Origin of the sequence: Psychrobacter sp. LV10R520-6, assembly GCF_900182925.1 — a bacterium.
Classification (GTDB): Bacteria; Pseudomonadota; Gammaproteobacteria; order Pseudomonadales; family Moraxellaceae; genus Psychrobacter.
This window is the reverse complement of the sequence record NZ_LT900024.1, coordinates 2,098,132-2,116,124: the sequence shown is the minus strand read 5'-3', so window position 1 is coordinate 2,116,124 and position 17,993 is coordinate 2,098,132. Positions and strand designations below refer to the sequence as shown.

Below are 17,993 nucleotides of genomic sequence, written 5' to 3'. Positions count from 1 at the left end.
CATGGTGGGCTTATATTATCCCGATGACAAAAGGAGTTGAATAACGATAGATAGCTTTATCTAAACTCAGTTGATACGTAGATAAGAGTTACCTCTAAATTCGAAGGCAATATACGAGAATCAAGAATTAATTTCAAAGCCACTACACTCGTTGATGATAAAAAACTGACAGGGTTTATTGAAGGCGATTTCTATGGAGAGTATACGGGCTACGATAGTGGCACCCCAGAGTTAAGGCTACGCCATGCTTTTTTGCAGGTAGATAATGTTACTGCGGGTAAGACTTGGAGTGGACAGTTTTTTGCCGTCGCTCCTCGCTTAACCGAACAGCTTGATTTTTACGGTTTAGGTTTCGGTACTATAGCGGGTAGTGGGCTTTATGTTCGTCCAGATTTGACTCTGCACTATGCTAATAAAGGACTTCGTGTTACAGCGCAAGACCCTATATCTGATGATGCTAATTTACCTGACATGGTAGTTAGCTATAGCGATGATATACCTAATTTCGGTTATACCCTTGCTGCGACTGCACGCGACGCCGACACTGGAATAAATAGTGATTTAGATACGGAGCTGGGGTTAGGGGTTTCATTAGCGACCAAGCTAACTCTGGGTAATAGCTCATTACATGGCAGTATATATACTGGTGAGGGCATGGGAGTCTACTCTGGATTGTGTACAACAGGAGCCTTAAATCCTGGGAATACGGTAAGCTGTGATGCTGAAAATGGCGACCTTGTTTCGCAAACTGGCTTCACTCTAGGTCTTCGACACGTTTTTACGCCAAAACTGCGAGGTAATATGCGTTATGGCGAAATCAATGTAGATAATGATGCAGACACTTCAACTAATATAAAGAGTGCTAACCTTATTTACAGCTATTTACCAGATCTTGATATTGGTGTTGAATGGCATAATCGTAGTGAAACAACGCTCCCATGGAGACAAAAAGGCCAAGAAATTGAAGTAATGGCTAAGTATAATTTTTAAGTTGAATAGTTAAATTTACAGCTTATTAGGGCGTGTCATCAATTAGAACAGTTATTTTAGAATAAGCTACACTAATTCTATATTTAGCAAACTGAACTCAACCCTCGTGACAAGATCACATGCCCTACGTAATGACCAATGGGAGAGAATTAAAGATATCCTATCAGGTCAACCAGGTGACGTTGGTGTTATTGCAACAGATAACCGATTATTCATAGAAGCAGTTCTGTACCGCTATAAGGCTGGCAAACTTTGGCGTGACCTACCTAAACGCTTTGGCGAATTTAAAGTGGTTGATACTCGTTTTACTCGCTGGTCAATAAAAGGCGTATGGGAGCAGTTTTTAATGAGTTATCTGAGCAATCAGATGATGAATACGCGATGCTAAATGCCCAATCATCAAGCCAGTATCGTACATAATATCCCTTATATTTCTTGGTATGTCTTTATCATAGGTCTATCAGCATGGTATAAATTATTGCGCGTAGATGTAGGTAGGTTATTGTAAATAGCCGCGTTATTATGATGAGGTGATGTAAAGAGGAAGACGATTTTTAATTACCGATAATGTCACCATGTAGGTAATTCTCTCGTCAATTAATCAGATAAACTTAAATCAAGCCAAGCCCTTTACTTTTGCCACCTCATATTTCAAAATAATGTTACTAGCACATCAGTAGCAAAGTGATAGCAATAAATCAGCAACAAAATAATATTTGAAACATTTTGAAATAATTATTTAAAATCAGCTAGTTACAGGCGTTTATGACAGATTAGGGCAAGTTTGGGTAGCATAAACTCACAAAGCACGCCTACACTGCCAACAGATAAATCATTAATAGTTGCTATACTTACTTGTAAGTTAACAAGAGCAATAAATGATTAAAACGTTAACGAAAAATCTAAAAAATAAGTCTAGTAAATTCTGAACAGAACAATTAAAGAAAGAGGTATAAGGTTTGGCTAAATTAGCAAAATTACATCGCTCAAAGAATAATCGCATGATAGCAGGTGTGATGGGCGGTATCGCAGAATATGTAGGTTGGTCACCGATGTGGGTGCGACTCTTATTTGTGGCTGTATCTGTATTAAGTGCAGCAGTACCAGGCATTCTTATCTATATTATCTTGTGGATTATTATGCCAAAGGCTACCAGTCAGTCTTACCAGTAAATACTTAATAAAAGTTAAGTTCGACAAAGAAAGCAAAAGTCTAAGTTCAATAAAAAAAGCTTCATAGAAAAACAATGGCCCATAAAAAACAAAAAGCCTGTCTACACAGGATACCGTGATATACCTTTCCTCCTGCCCAGATGTTAATTCATCTGGGTATTTTTTTTGTCGTTTGAGGTTTTCTTAGGTTCTTATAGGCATCTATATTCGCAGTTTTAAGTAGGCATCTAATTGAGATGTAAATTTAGTTACTGTAAATATAGATAAAATAGCCATTTTTTAGTAAGGTGAGCAAGTAAATACATACGTAGCCAAATGTGCTGTACGAACGTTGTGCCTGAACGCTATCAAGTTATGGCTAATAATACTAATTCCACAGTGATTTTCTTATGACTTCCCAAGCTATGAATTCTGAACCGATGACTTTCCAAGATTTAATTCTAACCTTACAAAATTACTGGGCGGATAAAGGCTGTGTGATATTGCAGCCTTACGATATGGAAGTAGGCGCGGGTACTTTTCATACCGCTACTTTCTTGCGTTCTTTAGGTCCTGAGCGCTGGAATGCTGCTTATGTGCAGCCGTCACGCCGTCCAACTGATGGTCGCTATGGTGATAACCCCAACCGCTTACAACATTATTATCAGTTTCAAGTGGTACTCAAGCCCAACCCACCTAATATTCAAGAGCTATATTTAGGCTCACTAAAAGCTATTGGTATTGATACCTTAGTGCATGATGTGCGTTTCGTTGAAGACAACTGGGAGTCGCCAACGCTAGGCGCGTGGGGTCTTGGTTGGGAGATTTGGCTGAATGGTATGGAAGTCACCCAGTTTACCTATTTCCAGCAAGTGGGTGGCATTGAGTGCTTCCCAGTCACGGGTGAGATTACTTACGGTCTTGAGCGTCTAGCCATGTATGTGCAAGGCGTAGACAGCGTTTATGACTTAGTGTGGGCAGATGGCGAATTCGGCCGTGTGACCTATGGCGACGTGTTCCATCAGAACGAAGTAGAGCAGTCCACCTATAATTTTGAACACGCTGATGTACCTAAGATGGGCGAGCTGTTTGATTTCTACGAGCAGCAAGCGGATAAATTGGTTGATGCCGGGCTACCGTTGCCAGCGTATGAGATGGTGTTAAAAGCTTCACATGCCTTTAACTTGTTAGATGCTCGCGGTGCTATTTCGGTTACTGAGCGTCAGCGCTTTATTCTGCGGGTACGTACATTGGCGCGGAAGGTTGCTTTCGGTTACGTTGAGGCGCGGGCAAAACTGGGCTTCCCATTGGCGGATGATGACCATCGCCAAGCGGCTTTGGATAAGTATTTGCCTAAAGAAGATAGTGAAATAGTAACCGATAGCGCTGTTGATAAAGGTAACTCTGTCGAGAACAAAACCATCAAAACCATCAAAAATAACAACGATAAATAGGAGCATCCCATGAGTAGCATTTTATTTGAACTGGGGTGTGAAGAGTTGCCCCCAAAGAGTCTAAAAACCTTACGTGATGCGTTACAAGCGAGCGTCACCGCACAATTAATTGAAGCTGATATCAGCTTTGATAGTATGAAAGCCTTTGCCGCGCCGCGCCGTTTGGCATTACAGATTCAAGGTATTGCTGATAAGCAGCCAGATCGCGCCGAGCAAAAACGTGGCCCTGCGATTAAAGCTGCCTTCGATGCTGAAGGCAATCCTTCTCGTGCTGCAATGGGTTTTGCTAAAGGGTTGGGTATTGAAGCGAGTCAGCTGATTACTCTTAATACCGACAAAGGCGATTATGTCGGCTATGAGCAAACCGTTCATGGTAAGGCGACCGCTGAGTTGCTACCTGCTATCTTCCAAACGGCCCTCGATAACCTACCAATTGCTAAGCGTATGCGTTCTGGTGCGAGCCGAGATGAGTTTGTGCGTCCTGTCCAGTGGGTAGTATTAATGCAAGACGACACAGTCATCGATGGTGTTATTCAAGGTCATCAGACAGACCAACAGACACGTGGACATCGTTTCCATAGCCCGGACTATCATACTATCAATCACGCTGACGACTATGAGTCACTATTAGACAGTCTAAAAGTCATCGCTGATTTTGATAAGCGTCAAATGCTGATCAAAAACCAAGTCAAAGCACTGTCAGACCAAGTTAATGCTGATGCGATTGTGCCGCAAGATTTATTAGATGAAGTTACGGCGTTGGTTGATTTTCCGATTGCATTACGAGCAAGCTTTGAGCCGCGCTTTTTACAAGTACCGCAAGAAGCGCTGATCTCAACCATGCAAGCGGATCAAAAGTACTTTTGTCTCACTGATAAAGACGGTAAGTTGCAGCCTTATTTTATCTTTATTACTAATATTGAATCCAAAGATCCCAATCAAATTATTGAAGGCAATGAAAAGGTCGTTCGTCCGCGTCTGGCGGATGCTGAGTTCTTTTTCTTACAAGATCAAAAGCAGCCTTTGTTTGCGTTGACTGAAAGCCTAAAAACCCGTGTGTTCCAAGATCAATTGGGTACTATTTGGGAGAAGTCTGAACGTATCGCTAAGCTTTCTGCCTTTATCGCCGCGCTTTTGCAACAGCAAGGTCAGCAGATTGATATTGATGAGACCGCCCGTGCTGCCATGTTATCCAAAGCGGATTTGGCAAGCTCGCTGGTTGGTGAGTATCCTGAACTGCAAGGTATTGCTGGCACCTATTATGCGCGCCTTAATAATGAGCCTGAAGCGGTTGCCGCAAGCTTAGAGGAGCAGTATCTACCGAAATTCAGTGGTGATGTACTGCCGCAAACGCCTATCGGAATATGTCTAGCACTCGCCGATCGCTTGGATACTTTAGTCGGTATTTTTGCGATAGATCAAGCACCTACCGGTTCAAAAGATCCGTTCAGCTTACGTCGTTCAGCAATTGGTATCTTGCGTATTTTGATTGAAAAGCAGCTACCGATTAATTTAGTGGCCTTAGTTGAGCAAGCGATAAAGAACTACGTCAGCGCTGAAGGCAGCAAAATCAGTAAGATGGGCGATACCTTCACTAAAGTGATGGCGTTCTTAAACTCACGCTATCGCGCGATGTATACTGAGCAAGGTGTCAGTGTCGATACCATTCAGGCAGTACAAGCGATCAATCCGCATATGCCACTTGATTTTGATCAGCGTATTCGTGCGGTGCAAGCGTTTAGTGAGTTGCCACAAGCAGAACAGCTTGCGGACTCTAACAAGCGTGTAGCCAATATTTTAGCCAAATCTGAGGGAGAAGTTGTTGATAGCGTCGATGAGTCGCTGCTGTCTGAACCTGCTGAACAGGCGTTATATAGTGCTGTTCGTCAAGCACAGACTGACGTCACGCCGTTACTTGAAAAAGCCAATTACACCCAAGTATTGCAAACCTTGGTTAGCTTAGATGAGCCATTAACGCAATTCTTTGATAGTGTCATGGTGAATAGTGATGATGCCGCGCTTAAGAATAACCGCTTAGCGTTACTGAAACAGCTACGTGCGTTGTTCCTAACGGTAGCTGATATTAGTGAATTACAGTTGTAATTGTATTTTCATGAGTAAGCAACCATTACTTTGAACACAAAAAAACTGGCCATGCTAAGCCAGTTTTTTTGTGCAAATATAATTCATAAATAACAGTTTGCTAAGCTTGCCAGTAATTAAATAGCCCAATGATTGTGCTACGGGTGCGATTTACAGTAGACTTTATACAATATGCATTACTTATAGTTCAATCACCATTACTAGAAGGAGCACTGCCGTGGCTGCCATTATCATTATTATAATTATAGTTTGGATTTCGATGTGGGGTTTTTATAAGTTCATGTATCCACGAGCGCCGAGAAGCATGATGCCAAAAGAAGGCGATGTGACTACTCTGCGTGATTGCAATTTTTGTGGTCATAGCTTAGCTGAGTATCGCGGTGTTGTTGAGACCAAACCCACCGCAGCGACAGATACTACCCTTGATGGCAACAACGAAAATAGCAACGACGCTAACAATAATGCTAGCAACGAGCTATTCTTTTGCAATTACGAGCATCAAGCTGACTTTCATGCCGGTAAGAAATACTCGTAAGAGGTTTAAACTACTAAGTTTAAACAAAGATTTTTATCTAAGCTAACCCCACTCTCAACTATCATAATTTTTGGCGTAGATACCATCTTGCCAAATCATAATCAAGCAGCAGTTTTGGCTATTTGAGGCTGATAAGGCATCTGGTGTTTTAACACACCAAAGCAGATATGGACAAGTTTTCGCATGGCAGCACAAATGGCTTGCATCTTACACTTACCATTAGCTAAGAGGCGCTCATATTGAGCTTTTATATCAGGATTCCATCTGGTTGAGACTACTGCTGCCATGTACAACTTAGCTCTAATAGCACTAGAACCATTTTTAGCCAAGCGGGTTTTACCTCTAAACTGACCGGACTGCACTTGCTTGGGTATCAGTCCTAAGAATGCTGCCGCTTGCGAGGCTTTAGTAAAGCTTTTATTGTGCATTAAGGACAGCATCTGTCTTGAGGTGGCAGGACCAACGCCTTTAATTGTCTGAAGCAGTACTTGGTCTTGTTTAAGGTTAGGATGATCCTCTATATGAGTATCAATGTCATCGTTGAGATTAGCTATAGCCTCTTTTAGGGCACTAATCATCTGTTCAATAGAGGTTTTAACGATAACAGCAGTATCCGTGGCATCCGCTTTCTCTTGACGGTTCTGCTCACGCATTAGGTCTTGTTGCAAAGCATCTAGGCGAGATAGCAGGGACTTTAAATGACGGGCTTCAGCCGGCGGCGGTGTCCATAGATTAGGTTTGGCACTATGGGCGTAACGCGCTAGTAGAATACTGTCTTGTTTGTCTGTTTTATGACGAGAGCCTAAGCTATCCGCATAGCTTCTGACAAAGGCAGGATTAACGATACTAACGGATAGCCCTTGGTCATACAGGTAGTAGGCGATGTTCTCATGATAGACGCCAGTGGCCTCTAAGATGATATGAATGTCGCTCAAATCTTCAGTCACGTTGGATTTGAGCCAGTCAATCAACTTTAAGAAGTCGGTACTGTCGTTCTTAAAGACTTTGGTTTTAACTTTAGGTTTTTCGATATCTTTAAGCCAAGCAAGATCAAGTTTGGCTTTGCTGATGTCTATTCCAATATACTGTGTCATCTTATTATCTTCCCTTGTTCATTCAGTGTCACTTATACTAAGGCACTTGGATACCATTCAGATTGTGAAGATGAAAGGATGAGCATTGGGCGTAATCTACGTTACAGTGTCTAAGCACTAAGGCTGTGGTCACGCTCACAATGCTCGTGAGTAGATGATAAAGTATATCAAGATTTGATTAAATTTAGCATCTAGTCAAGATACAAGGCTGTGGCTTTAGCCCAGCGTTTTTGGCAAATGGTTACGATTGACTGGGCTAAAAGCGCCAGCCTACGATAGCCCCTATTAAGTTGAGAGTCGCGTTAAGCTTATAAAACAGACTGTGCATCTTTCATGATTTTGCTTAATAATGCATCAGCTTCCTTGCTCTCATGACGCTGATCTTCATTGGTCTTTTTATGAGCATTTATTTTTTCATATAAGTTTAAGCAGCATAATACCAGTAGATTTTCTTGGCCTAAGTTTGGCGCTTCTCTTTTGATATCCAGAACAAAGTTATTAATGTAATAGACGGCTGAACGTAGTTCCTCTTCTTCATTAATAGGACAGAAAATTGCATAAGTTATCCCAGCAATGGCAATATCGACTTTTTTCATTTGTGGTTCAGGGGTTTTAGTAGCTGGTGTGCTGCTACCCGTTGTTGCTTGTTCGGCGTTTATCTTGTTGGGAGTGACATTTTGGGGCAGGGTGCGCTTAGTTTGATCCGCGGGTGCGGCCGCTTTTTTGTTTTCAAGCGGCGAGTTTTGATCAGAGTTGCTATTGTTGTCGGTCATAATAAGTCCTACAAAGTATCGTCATGAAAGTGAATAGTTAATTAGGGTAAATAATCAAAGCGCTAAAAGTATAAACTCGTTTTTTGAGAGGCAAAGGTGCTATTAAGTTTAAAGCACTAATAATCTTAAAACACTATTAATCTTTCGGCAAACCTTCATCAGCCTTCTATTTGATCAATGTGCGTTAACCGTTTTAACACCACTTGTGTACGCTCGGCTGCCAACTGATTTTTTTCTTGTAGGTCATGGTTCTGTTGTTTGATATCGCTATTTTGCTGCTTGAGATCGCTGTTCTGTTGTTCCATCTCACGGCTTTGCTGTTGAAGGTCCTTATTGTACTGCTGTAGCTCACTGTTTTGTTGTTGCAAGTCGATCAGCTGCTTTTGTAATTTGTCTTGTTCTTCTCCAATCATATGATGCGCTTCGGCCAGGCTTTGATAGCGCTTGTCGAGATCGCCCAGCTGTTTTTTAGCGCTATCACGCTCTGTGTAGCTGCTATCAAGTTTGGTCTTAAGCGCGGATAATTCTTTTGGATCAGTATTGGGTTGTTGTTTGAGGTTGCTTAGTTCAGCACTGACAAGCTGATACTGCTTCTTAATGTCGAGTATCATTTTTTCTAATAATTTAAGTTGATCATACATAGTCAGTTTTTATCCTTAACCAGTGAGCGTGAATGAATTTTGGTCTGTGCGTTTAATAATGCCATAGGTGACCGCATAATATCTATATCAACAAAGTAATTGCACGTATTGTGCTTCTTTTTTTTCACTTTTATTGATGGTAGCGCTGCCTATATCGTAGGGCTGCGACTACCGCTAATTAATAAGCTTTAATCAACAACCATTAATTAACGACTAGGATAACCTTTATGAATGATAATATCTCTGGCTGGAACACATGGGCTGAGGCGTTTGATGAGTGGACTGATGTGTCTATTAGTGAGGTGCACGGCTTGATGACAGGTCTTATGACCGCCTGTAATGCCCCTGATGAGCAAGGCTGGGTAACGGTTTTTGATGAACTCAGCTTTGCGCCACTTCCGGAGCCTGCGCTCACATTACTGACTGAAGAAGCCGAAGATACGGTGTTTCAGCTAAAAGATAAAGAGGACGCCTATTCCTTTATGCCGCTGATACCGGATGACGAACATGACTTATACGAGCGTGTGATGGCATTGAAACAGTGGGCTAATGGCTTTATGACTGGCTTTGGTATTACTGATTGCGGTCTGACTGCTGAAGAAAACGAGATGCTCATGGATTTAGCCAAGATTGGTGCTATCCGTCTTGAAGATGATGAGGATTTTGAAGGCGGTGAAGAGTCTTATCTTTATATTTATGAGTTTGCACGCATGGTACCCGTTAGTTTTGCTACCCGTCAGCGTAAGCATGTCAAAGATTTAGCATTGATTTCAGGGCTAAAAATGGATGCAAAAACCACCAAAGAGCGTCAAGCGCAAGGTAAAATGCCAAAACCCATGCCACCAGTGGTTGATGTAATGAATCAAAACAATCCATCGTAGTCACAATGATTAAAAGAGGCTGATTATATATTAGCCTTTTTGAACAGTATTTATGATGATTTATGCCGCTCGCAACATTAGGCCTATGGGTACCGTGTTGCGAGCGCTGTGTTTAGCGTTTAGACTGATGTTTTGATTAAAAAAATAACAGGGAGAGTAGAGTAATGACAACCGATACTGATATGCAACATTTGCGCCGCTGTGTTGAGTTGGCCGCTGAAGCCTTAGCCGCCGGTGATCAGCCGTTTGGTAGTGTACTGGTAAATGCAGATGGCAAAGTACTACATGAAGACCGTAACCGTGATAATACGGTCGATGCGACTTATCATCCTGAGATTGCAGTCGCATGATGGGCCGCAAAGAATATGACTCCAGAAGCGCGTGCTAAAGCTATGGTATATACCTCGGGAGAGCATTGTGCGATGTGCTCAGCGGCTCATGCTTGGGCAGGTCTTGGTCGTATTGTCTATATCAGCTCCTCAAAACAGTTGGGCGCATGGATGGAAGAGATGGGCATAGAATCGTCTTCGCCTATTAACAGTTTGTCAATTCAAGAAGTAGCGCCTAATGTGCCAGTCGAAGGTCCGATTGCAGGCTTAGATGATGAAATTAAGCAATTGCATAAGCGTTTGCATCAAAAAGATTAATGACCGCAATCTTAACGTCACTTTTATTTAATAAGGATGTTCAATGGCTTTCAAAAATAGCGACAATCAACCCAAATCCATCACGTCTTATCCCGAGCGAAGTATTGACTGGATCACACGTTTGATTGGTTTTGATACTGTCAGTCGACATTCAAACTTGGCGTTAATTAATGATGTTCAAGCTTATTGTGAGCACCTAGGGTTGACAGTAGCAGTGACCTTTAATAAGGCAAAAAATAAGGCCAATTTATTTGTCACGGTACCAGCAGGGGAAAACGCTGAAATAGTTAATGGCGGCTTAGTGCTGTCTGGTCATACCGATGTGGTGCCAGTTGATGGTCAAGAATGGACGTCTGAGCCATTCACCGCTCAGATTCGTGGGACTCGGCTATATGGGCGTGGCGCTTGCGATATGAAAGGCTTTATTGCTTGCGCGTTGACTTTATTACCACAAGCAGCCCTGTTGTCTAAAAATGGTCGGTTGCGTCGTCCGCTACATTTGGCATTATCGTTTGATGAAGAAGTCGGCTGCTTAGGTGCACCATTAATATTGGCAGACCTAAAAGCGCGTGGTATCACACCGGAGTATTGTATCGTTGGTGAACCAACTAATATGACTATGGTAGTGGCACACAAAGGCATCGCCGTATATCGCTGCCGCGTACATGGGAAATCGGCGCATTCGTCATTGATTGCGCAAGGTGTCAATGCCATCAGTTATGCCAGCCGTTTGGTTGGCTATGTTGATACCTTAGCTGAAGAGTTAAGTGGCCGTGACGGCGATCTTAATGATGGGGACGCGCTGTTTGATGTGCCATATTCAACCTTATCAGTAGGCACCATACATGGCGGTACAGCAACCAATATCGTGCCCAATTTGTGTGAGTTTACCTTTGATTATCGTAACTTGCCGCACATGACCCAAGAGGATATCTTAGCGCCGATTCAAGCTAAAGTCGCTGAGCTAACCGCGCAGATGCAAGCACGTGCGCCTGAGACCGGTATTGAGCTATTTCAAGAAGTAGGTGTGCCAGCGATGACTGATGATGACAGCGCTGAGCTACAACAGCTGATATCGTCACTGGTGGCAGATGATAAGCGTCATAAGGTTGCCTATGCAACTGAAGGTGGGCAGTTTACTAATGCGGGCATTCCCACGATTATCTGTGGACCTGGCAGCATTGAGCAGGCGCACAAAGCAGATGAGTATGTGGAGCTGAGCGAGATTGAGCGCTGTAATGGCTTCTTACAGCGCTTATTACAAAGCTGCTGTTAATTAGATTTTGATTCGGTTATTTGCAGGCGATTAGATGCGCTGGTTTATTTCTGCTAAATTGCATTTGAGACAAGGTTTATGTAGGATTGAATGATGTATAAGATTGATTAAATTGCATGCTCATTAGAAATAAAAAACACCGTCTTCATGGCGGTGTTTATTTTTTATAACCAAAGTGTTTGCCGTAGTACGGTTCTAGATCAAGTAGCACGGTTTTAAATTTAATGTTCTCAAATGATAACCTAGGGGTTGGTTGATGTCTTGGCATCTGTTGGCAGTATTTTTTGCAAGTACGTTCTTTATTTCAGCAACCCCTGGCCCAAATATGTTGCTGGCGTTTCAATATGGTTTGAACTACGGGGTCAAGCGCACGCTATGGACGCTTGCCGGGCTGAGCCTAGGTTTGTTTATCCTGCTACTCTCTACGCTACTGGGTCTGGATGTCATCAGTCGACAGTCACCGTGGCTGCTGACTGTGATTAAGACCATCGGGGCGTTGTATCTAGTATATTTGGGTGTCAGCTCATGGCGCGATGCGGCAGACAATAGCAGTTTGATGGACGATGCCAGTGCCATGAGTGCAGAGGTTAACGCTGAGCTGACAGTGAACTCTGGTAAGTCTGATATTCCTTCACCGCGCTCGTTATCTAGTGCCGCAGTCAAGTCGGCTCCCAGTGATTGGATACTATTTCGAACAGGTATGTGGGTATCGCTATCTAATCCGAAGGCAATTTTATTTTTTGCCGCCTTTTTTCCTAAATTCATTAATTTCAGTGCGCCACTATGGCCACAATATATCCTACTAACTTTAGGACTGTTTTTAAGTGAGACGACATGGCAGCTTATCTATACCCTTGGTGGCAAAAAGCTAGCGGGATGGTTAGATGTCGGTGAGCGCTTGGCATGGCTCAATCGGGGTTGTGGGGTGATATTTATTCTAATTGCCGCCGCCTTATTGGTTGATGTTGTGAGTGGTTTTATGGCTTGAGCGGGTATTTGAGGGTTTGAGTTTTGCTTAATAACAGTTATTAACTCTAAGTATTTGAAAATACAGAAATATAATAGATAAAAAAAGCTGCTAAGAGCAAGGTCTTAGCAGCTTTTTTATATTTATAGTTTTAGCTATAATACGTGTTCAATTGGGTGTAAGCCAACCTAAGCCAATACATCTATAAGCTCACCTTTCACCATATGCGGACTGACAAAGCTAGTGATGCGGACGCTAACGATTTTGCCCAGTAGCTCATCCATTTTTTCAGGGTCATATTCAAACATCACAGTGCGCGTATTGTCCGCAGTACCTATTAGACAGTCAGGATGGCGATTGGCCACTTGCTCGACCAATACCCGTGCCGTCGTACCCACCATGTCATGCGATTTTTGTAGGGTAGAGTCTATAATGACCTTCTGGAACTCAGCTAAGCGCTGCTTTTTAGTAGTAAAGCTGACGTCATCAGGCAATTCTGCCGCTGGCGTGCCGGGACGCTTAGAGTAAATAAAGCTATAAGAATGATCAAAGTCTAAGTCTTTCGCCAACTGTAAGGTCTGTTGATAGTCTTCATCGGTCTCACCAGGGAAGCCAATGATAAAGTCACTCGACAAGTAAATATCAGGGCGGATGGCTCTAAGTTTGTTAATTTGATTGATGTAAACGTCAATAGTATGGTTGCGTTTCATCGCTGCCAATATCGTATTTGAACCACTTTGTACTGGCAGATGTAAATGTGATACTAGTTGTGGCAGTTGAGCATAAGCATCAATAATATCGTCAGTGAACTCTAGCGGATGACTGGTGGTATAACGAATACGCTCAATACCGTCCACGTGCGACACATAATGCAGTAGCTCGGCAAAGCGGCAAATACTGCTATCGTCTTTTTCGCCGCGATAGCCATTGACGTTTTGACCCAACAGGTTAATCTCGCGAATACCTTGAGCTGCTAAACTATCAATTTCGGCCAATACATCATCGAGTGGACGTGATAATTCTTCACCGCGCGTATAAGGTACCACGCAAAATGAGCAATATTTTGAGCAGCCTTCCATGATAGAAACAAAGGCTTTATAACCTTCCACTCTAGGTTCCGGTAAGAAATCAAACTTTTCAATACTGGGGAACGAAATATCAATCGTGCCAATACGATTCTTAGGCGCAATATCACGCTGCTCGTTTGATTGATCATACAGCTCAGGTAGGCGGTGCAAGGTTTGTGGCCCAAATACCATATCGACATAGGGCGCACGCTTCTGGATGTTATCACCTTCTTGCGAGGCCACGCAGCCACCAACGCCAATGACCAAATCAGGGCGTTTTTCCTTTAGTTTGCGCCAGCGTCCTAATTCCGAAAAGACTTTTTCTTGTGCTTTTTCGCGGATTGAGCAGGTATTCATTAGCAGCACATCGGCTTCATCAATATTATGCGTCACTTCCATACCGTGCGATTCGCCCAGCACGTCAAGCATCTTGCCAGAATCATAAACATTCATCTGACAGCCTTGGGTGGTGATAAAGACTTTTTTGGTCATTGATACTGGCGCTTCCGCTGATGCTGGTTCTAAAAGAGGCGCTACGAGTGCATTGACAGCAGACGTGTTGGTAGCAGTCTCAATACGGGGGTCAAATACAGAAACACTCATAAGCAAAATCCAGAATTGTAAAACAGAGCTATAAAATATAGCGGCACAAGGCCATTATGGGTGGCGTATTTTATCATAACCATCACCTAATGTGAAAAGTAACTGTCATACTAATGGGCGCTATCAATTATAATTAGGATAACTTATTTATAATAGTATCAACTGCTTATCAATGATTCAGTATGCGTTTGGATGGTACCGACGGCTTATAGGTATATCTTACTGTCATATCACCTCCGTGTTACGCGTCGCTGTCCTATTTATTTATAAATGGTAAGGAAGCTGGTTGAAAGTTGAACGAATATAGTATGATAAGCGTTACCTTGCTAGCGCGTCTTATTGATTTACCAGCCGCACGTAACTATTAGCGTATCTACTTTATTGAGTATTAACTATACAATACGAAGAGCTAGTATTAGCACCTAAGATTAAAAATCCCCATTACTAAGCCAGCTATTAAAAAATCAGCTACCAAAAAGCCAAATAATAAATAACCCCTAAAATAATAAAGAGAGTTAAGTATGATTAAGCACCGTGCTGCCAAAAACATTCATGGCAACAGTTATGACCACAACGTCATGCTTAAATCTACCGCAAGCAGTAGCTCTAAGCCTTTTAATGTTAGCTCGCTACGCGTTGGTGCGCTGAACTTGGCAACAGCGATGAGCGTGCTCGGATTATCACAGGTGGCCTGTGCAGAGCCGGCGCCTTATGGTGGTAGCTACCAGCAGGACAATAGCATCGACTCCTTCACCGCTGCAGCACAGGCAGCAGATCGCGGCGATATTAGTGCGCTATATAACTATGAGCAGTTGATGAGCGGCGGTTTATTTGCCATGTATTCTACTTACTGGCGCATGAACTTAGATTTGAATTCGCAAAGCTCGGCGGCGGTATCGCAGTTTGTACGTCAATACCCCAATACCGTTATGGCAGAAAAACTAGTAGCAGATTTTGCTGAGACCAAAGCGGCATCAGGTGATTACGCCTCTGTACGGCAAGTGGCGAACTTAATCACCAATGCGGATAGTAGTGAGCGCTGTGCGATTGGGCTTGGCTTTAATAACGGCGGCGATACCATGCGTGCGCTGGCCGAGAAGTCAGACGTTTGGTTGACTACCTTAAAGCAGCCAGCTTTGTGCGAACAGCTGGCAACGGAGATGAATAATAACGCGCTGATTAGCAATCAAGATCGTGCAGCCCGTCTCAAGCGTATGCTACGTAAAGGTAAGACCGGCGACATTATGGCGCTATCATCACGCCTTGGCACACCGATTGCCTATTCTGCATTAAGTGATATTCAGCTGAACACAAGCTCATTTTTTAGTCGCTTTGGCATGCAACCGCATAGCCAGACCAATCAATATCTGTACCTATATGCACTTGGTCGCATTGCTGATAAGTCCTATCGCGAGGCGGCATTACAGTTAGATTTTGATATCAAGCAAGACAATCAGCGCTCAGCACGATTGTTAAATGAGGACACCCGCCGCTATGCGTATCGTATTCTTGGGGTTCAGCGTATGAGCCACACCACCGATGATGGCTTTAACTCTGAGGCCGTTGATTGGTTTCGTAGCAGCTTAGATGATGACTTTAACTTTGAAGAAGCTGAAGACTATGCTAAGGCCGCTATTCGGTTTGGCCGCTGGGATGATGTCATTGAAGCTATATCACGGATGGATGCGGAAACTCAAAAGTCTGGTCAATGGCAGTATTGGCTAGCGCGAGCTTATGAGCAATCAAGTGATGGTAACAAGCGTAATATTGCCAAAAAGATGTATCAGCATTTGGCTAAGAGTAATGAATATTACGGGTTGATGGCAAAAGATAAAGTCGGTCAACGTTTTGACGCTGGTCGCTTAGGCGGTAACAATTTACCAAGTGTGAGTGGTAGGGATCGCGCGCGTGTCATGCAAGACCCAAGCTTCGCTCGTGCATTTGCGTTATACAACGCAGAGGCTAGCCGTGCTTATGCCAATCGAGAGTGGAACTGGGCGGTGAAGGTGGCGCGTGATAATCGTGATGACAATCTGATTATTGCTGCTGCTCGCCAAGCGCATGACATGGGCTGGCTCGATCGCGCTATCTACGCAATTGATAATACTGATAATGCCAATAGTTTGGCGCTATCGCATCCAATGCCGCACCAAGATGCGGTTGTGCGCTATAGTCAGTCAGCAGGGATTGATCCTGCTTGGGCCTATGGCATCATGCGCCAAGAGAGTCGTTTTGTAACCTCAGCGCGCTCTAATGTAGGAGCCAGTGGTTTGATGCAAATCATGCCCGATACAGCAAAATACATTGCCCGTAACTTAGGTGAGTCGTATAGTGCTAGCGGTGCAAACAGCGGCGATACTAATATTCGCTATGGTACTTGGTACATGAGTGATATCTTAGGGAAGCTGAACTACCAGCCGGTACTTGCAACTGCGGGCTATAATGCTGGTCCTAATAAGGCTAAGCGCTGGCAGCCAACTTATGGCGCGCTTGCCGCCGATCAGTATGTCGAATCGATTGCTTACCCTGAGACTCGCGATTACGTCAAGCATGTGATGGAAAATGCTACTATTTATAGTAGTTTATTGGGTCGTCCTGAGCCCATCAGTCAGCGTATGGGTACGATTCCCGCTGCGTTTTAAAACAACTGGCTAATTTTTAGAGCTTTTTTAATAATGACAACTTCGAGGTTGGCATCATCAAGTGATTAACGTTGAATTTACGTTTTTGCTGTAGATTAAAAAAAGCGTTTTGCTACCATTGAGTAAGTTAACGTCCATGCTTTTCTAAAACGGCCTTGTTCTTAGATTATTTGGTTTTTGTATCTTAAGCACTGTAAATTTTGAGCGCTATAAATTATGAATTCTATAATCTGAGCTTATAGACCCTGTTTGATAACTGCTAAATGCTGTATTACTTATGACACTTGTTATTTACAACAAAAGTTACTTATGATAAAAAAACATTTAAATTTGCCGATATTATTACAGAACAGACGTCAGTTATCTGTGCACACACGAACGTGGCGTGCGTTAGAAGCAAAGCTACCAGAAAAAATAGGTGACAGCCTAACGGGTAAAAAACCTAAGTATATATGTCATACTTTACTTAGTGTTGTCGGTTTGGTATTGCTGCCTGTGTTTGCTCTACCCGCACATGCCGCTAGTGCGGTTAAGACTGGACAACGGGTATTGATGATTGAGATGACGCCCGCATTGTGTAATATTCAACCCTCGCGCGCCCGTATGCGCCAGTGTTTAGAGGGTTATTCTTTGACAGTATCTGGTCTTGATCTCGGTTATGGTGAGCGCTGTGGACGAGGTAGCGAGACACGCCTAACGCCCCTACAGTTAAAAGTGGTTAATCGCATCATGCCGGATATTACTGTTCGTACCCAAGTTTGGCAGTATTACGGTGCTTGTAGTCCGCTGAGTGCGAGCAGTTACTTTCGTCAAATCGTCAATCTTGCCGGACAATTAAAACTACCCAGTGAGTTGAACACAGGCAATAGTTATACCGTCTCCAAATCGCGCTTTATTGGGCAAATGACCCGTCTAAACAGTGGTATGACGCCCTCTAGTATTGACTTAATTTGCCAACCTGGCACTCGTCGCCAGACGATACTTACTGATGTTCACGTTTGTTATGAAGGCAGCGAATTTGGCAGCTGTAACAATATAGTAGATAATTGCGGCTCAAATTTTATCATCTCAGGTGGTAAATAATACGGCCTCCAACATTCCTTTTATGAGAGTCTTCATTAAAAGAGTCTCACTCAATAAAGTTGCCCTTTGATCGTTTTTTAATCCTT

The 17,993-nt window shown here is 43.1% G+C and carries 16 protein-coding genes and 1 pseudogene; 13 read left to right on the top strand and 4 right to left on the bottom strand.

Going from position 1 to position 17,993, the window contains the following annotated elements; translation table 11 throughout:
* The first annotated feature begins 252 nt into the window (after positions 1-252).
* The 6 genes and pseudogenes from U1P77_RS08755 (at position 253) to U1P77_RS08730 (ending at position 6,233) form a co-directional block, all read left to right on the top strand.
* Complete coding sequence (locus tag U1P77_RS08755) at positions 253-990, top strand: hypothetical protein (RefSeq protein WP_321154645.1); 738 nt, start codon at positions 253-255, stop codon at positions 988-990.
* Between the two features lie 106 nt (positions 991-1,096).
* A pseudogene (locus tag U1P77_RS08750) lies at positions 1,097-1,306 on the top strand (transposase); the annotation flags it as partial.
* Positions 1,307-1,949: 643 nt separating this feature from the next.
* A complete protein-coding gene (locus U1P77_RS08745; protein ID WP_201558805.1) occupies positions 1,950-2,162 on the top strand; it encodes a PspC domain-containing protein in 213 nt (70 codons plus the stop codon).
* A 419-nt stretch (positions 2,163-2,581) separates the two neighbouring features.
* Positions 2,582-3,595, top strand: a complete 1,014-nt coding sequence (gene glyQ, locus U1P77_RS08740; protein ID WP_414479083.1) for a glycine--tRNA ligase subunit alpha — start codon at positions 2,582-2,584, stop codon at positions 3,593-3,595.
* Between the two features lie 9 nt (positions 3,596-3,604).
* Positions 3,605-5,698: a glycine--tRNA ligase subunit beta gene (gene glyS, locus U1P77_RS08735; RefSeq protein WP_321154644.1), complete on the top strand. Its 2,094-nt coding sequence runs from the start codon at positions 3,605-3,607 to the stop codon at positions 5,696-5,698.
* A 217-nt stretch (positions 5,699-5,915) separates the two neighbouring features.
* Positions 5,916-6,233: a hypothetical protein gene (locus tag U1P77_RS08730; protein WP_321154643.1), complete on the top strand. Its 318-nt coding sequence runs from the start codon at positions 5,916-5,918 to the stop codon at positions 6,231-6,233.
* Between the two features lie 101 nt (positions 6,234-6,334).
* On the opposite strand, the gene U1P77_RS08725 is transcribed toward U1P77_RS08730, so the two are convergent.
* The 3 genes from U1P77_RS08725 to U1P77_RS08715 form a co-directional block, all read right to left on the bottom strand.
* Complete coding sequence (locus tag U1P77_RS08725; RefSeq protein WP_321154300.1) at positions 6,335-7,327, bottom strand: IS110 family RNA-guided transposase; 993 nt, start codon at positions 7,325-7,327, stop codon at positions 6,335-6,337.
* A gap of 308 nt (positions 7,328-7,635) precedes the next feature.
* Positions 7,636-8,100 carry a cell division protein ZapA gene (zapA, locus tag U1P77_RS08720; protein WP_321154642.1) on the bottom strand — a complete coding sequence of 155 codons (465 nt, stop codon included), beginning with the start codon at positions 8,098-8,100 and terminating at the stop codon, positions 7,636-7,638.
* Between the two features lie 158 nt (positions 8,101-8,258).
* Positions 8,259-8,741 carry a hypothetical protein gene (locus tag U1P77_RS08715; protein WP_321154641.1) on the bottom strand — a complete coding sequence of 161 codons (483 nt, stop codon included), beginning with the start codon at positions 8,739-8,741 and terminating at the stop codon, positions 8,259-8,261.
* 227 nt (positions 8,742-8,968) lie between these two features.
* On the opposite strand from U1P77_RS08715, the gene U1P77_RS08710 reads away from it, so the two are divergent.
* The 5 genes from U1P77_RS08710 (at position 8,969) to U1P77_RS08690 (ending at position 12,533) form a co-directional block, all read left to right on the top strand.
* On the top strand, positions 8,969-9,622 hold the full coding sequence (locus U1P77_RS08710; protein ID WP_321154640.1) for a UPF0149 family protein: 654 nt from the start codon (positions 8,969-8,971) through the stop codon (positions 9,620-9,622).
* 164 nt (positions 9,623-9,786) lie between these two features.
* Complete coding sequence (locus U1P77_RS08705) at positions 9,787-9,972, top strand: cytidine/deoxycytidylate deaminase family protein (protein ID WP_321154639.1); 186 nt, start codon at positions 9,787-9,789, stop codon at positions 9,970-9,972.
* 15 nt (positions 9,973-9,987) lie between these two features.
* Positions 9,988-10,269: a tRNA-specific adenosine deaminase gene (locus U1P77_RS08700; RefSeq protein ID WP_321154638.1), complete on the top strand. Its 282-nt coding sequence runs from the start codon at positions 9,988-9,990 to the stop codon at positions 10,267-10,269.
* Between the two features lie 43 nt (positions 10,270-10,312).
* Positions 10,313-11,545, top strand: a complete 1,233-nt coding sequence (argE, locus tag U1P77_RS08695; protein WP_321154637.1) for an acetylornithine deacetylase — start codon at positions 10,313-10,315, stop codon at positions 11,543-11,545.
* A 256-nt stretch (positions 11,546-11,801) separates the two neighbouring features.
* Positions 11,802-12,533 carry a LysE family translocator gene (locus U1P77_RS08690; RefSeq protein ID WP_321154636.1) on the top strand — a complete coding sequence of 244 codons (732 nt, stop codon included), beginning with the start codon at positions 11,802-11,804 and terminating at the stop codon, positions 12,531-12,533.
* Positions 12,534-12,700: 167 nt separating this feature from the next.
* On the opposite strand, the gene miaB is transcribed toward U1P77_RS08690, so the two are convergent.
* Positions 12,701-14,182 carry a tRNA (N6-isopentenyl adenosine(37)-C2)-methylthiotransferase MiaB gene (gene miaB / locus U1P77_RS08685; RefSeq protein ID WP_321154635.1) on the bottom strand — a complete coding sequence of 494 codons (1,482 nt, stop codon included), beginning with the start codon at positions 14,180-14,182 and terminating at the stop codon, positions 12,701-12,703.
* 521 nt (positions 14,183-14,703) lie between these two features.
* On the opposite strand from miaB, the gene U1P77_RS08680 reads away from it, so the two are divergent.
* Positions 14,704-16,824, top strand: a complete 2,121-nt coding sequence (locus tag U1P77_RS08680) for a lytic transglycosylase domain-containing protein (RefSeq protein ID WP_414479001.1) — start codon at positions 14,704-14,706, stop codon at positions 16,822-16,824.
* Between the two features lie 309 nt (positions 16,825-17,133).
* On the top strand, positions 17,134-17,907 hold the full coding sequence (locus tag U1P77_RS08675) for a T2 family ribonuclease (RefSeq protein ID WP_321154634.1): 774 nt from the start codon (positions 17,134-17,136) through the stop codon (positions 17,905-17,907).
* Positions 17,908-17,993: the final 86 nt, after the last annotated feature.

What these genes read in the sequence shown, in the direction of transcription:
- glyQ (WP_414479083.1), top strand. Translation starts at nt 2,582, where the DNA reads ATGACTTTCCAAGATTTAATTCTAACCTTACAAAATTACTGGGCGGAT.
- glyS (WP_321154644.1), top strand. Translation starts at nt 3,605, where the DNA reads ATGAGTAGCATTTTATTTGAACTGGGGTGTGAAGAGTTGCCCCCAAAG.
- U1P77_RS08725 (WP_321154300.1), bottom strand. Translation starts at nt 7,327, where the DNA reads ATGACACAGTATATTGGAATAGACATCAGCAAAGCCAAACTTGATCTT.
- zapA (WP_321154642.1), bottom strand. Translation starts at nt 8,100, where the DNA reads ATGACCGACAACAATAGCAACTCTGATCAAAACTCGCCGCTTGAAAAC.
- U1P77_RS08715 (WP_321154641.1), bottom strand. Translation starts at nt 8,741, where the DNA reads ATGTATGATCAACTTAAATTATTAGAAAAAATGATACTCGACATTAAG.
- U1P77_RS08710 (WP_321154640.1), top strand. Translation starts at nt 8,969, where the DNA reads ATGAATGATAATATCTCTGGCTGGAACACATGGGCTGAGGCGTTTGAT.
- U1P77_RS08705 (WP_321154639.1), top strand. Translation starts at nt 9,787, where the DNA reads ATGACAACCGATACTGATATGCAACATTTGCGCCGCTGTGTTGAGTTG.
- U1P77_RS08700 (WP_321154638.1), top strand. Translation starts at nt 9,988, where the DNA reads ATGACTCCAGAAGCGCGTGCTAAAGCTATGGTATATACCTCGGGAGAG.
- argE (WP_321154637.1), top strand. Translation starts at nt 10,313, where the DNA reads ATGGCTTTCAAAAATAGCGACAATCAACCCAAATCCATCACGTCTTAT.
- U1P77_RS08690 (WP_321154636.1), top strand. Translation starts at nt 11,802, where the DNA reads ATGTCTTGGCATCTGTTGGCAGTATTTTTTGCAAGTACGTTCTTTATT.
- miaB (WP_321154635.1), bottom strand. Translation starts at nt 14,182, where the DNA reads ATGAGTGTTTCTGTATTTGACCCCCGTATTGAGACTGCTACCAACACG.
- U1P77_RS08680 (WP_414479001.1), top strand. Translation starts at nt 14,704, where the DNA reads ATGATTAAGCACCGTGCTGCCAAAAACATTCATGGCAACAGTTATGAC.
- U1P77_RS08675 (WP_321154634.1), top strand. Translation starts at nt 17,134, where the DNA reads ATGATAAAAAAACATTTAAATTTGCCGATATTATTACAGAACAGACGT.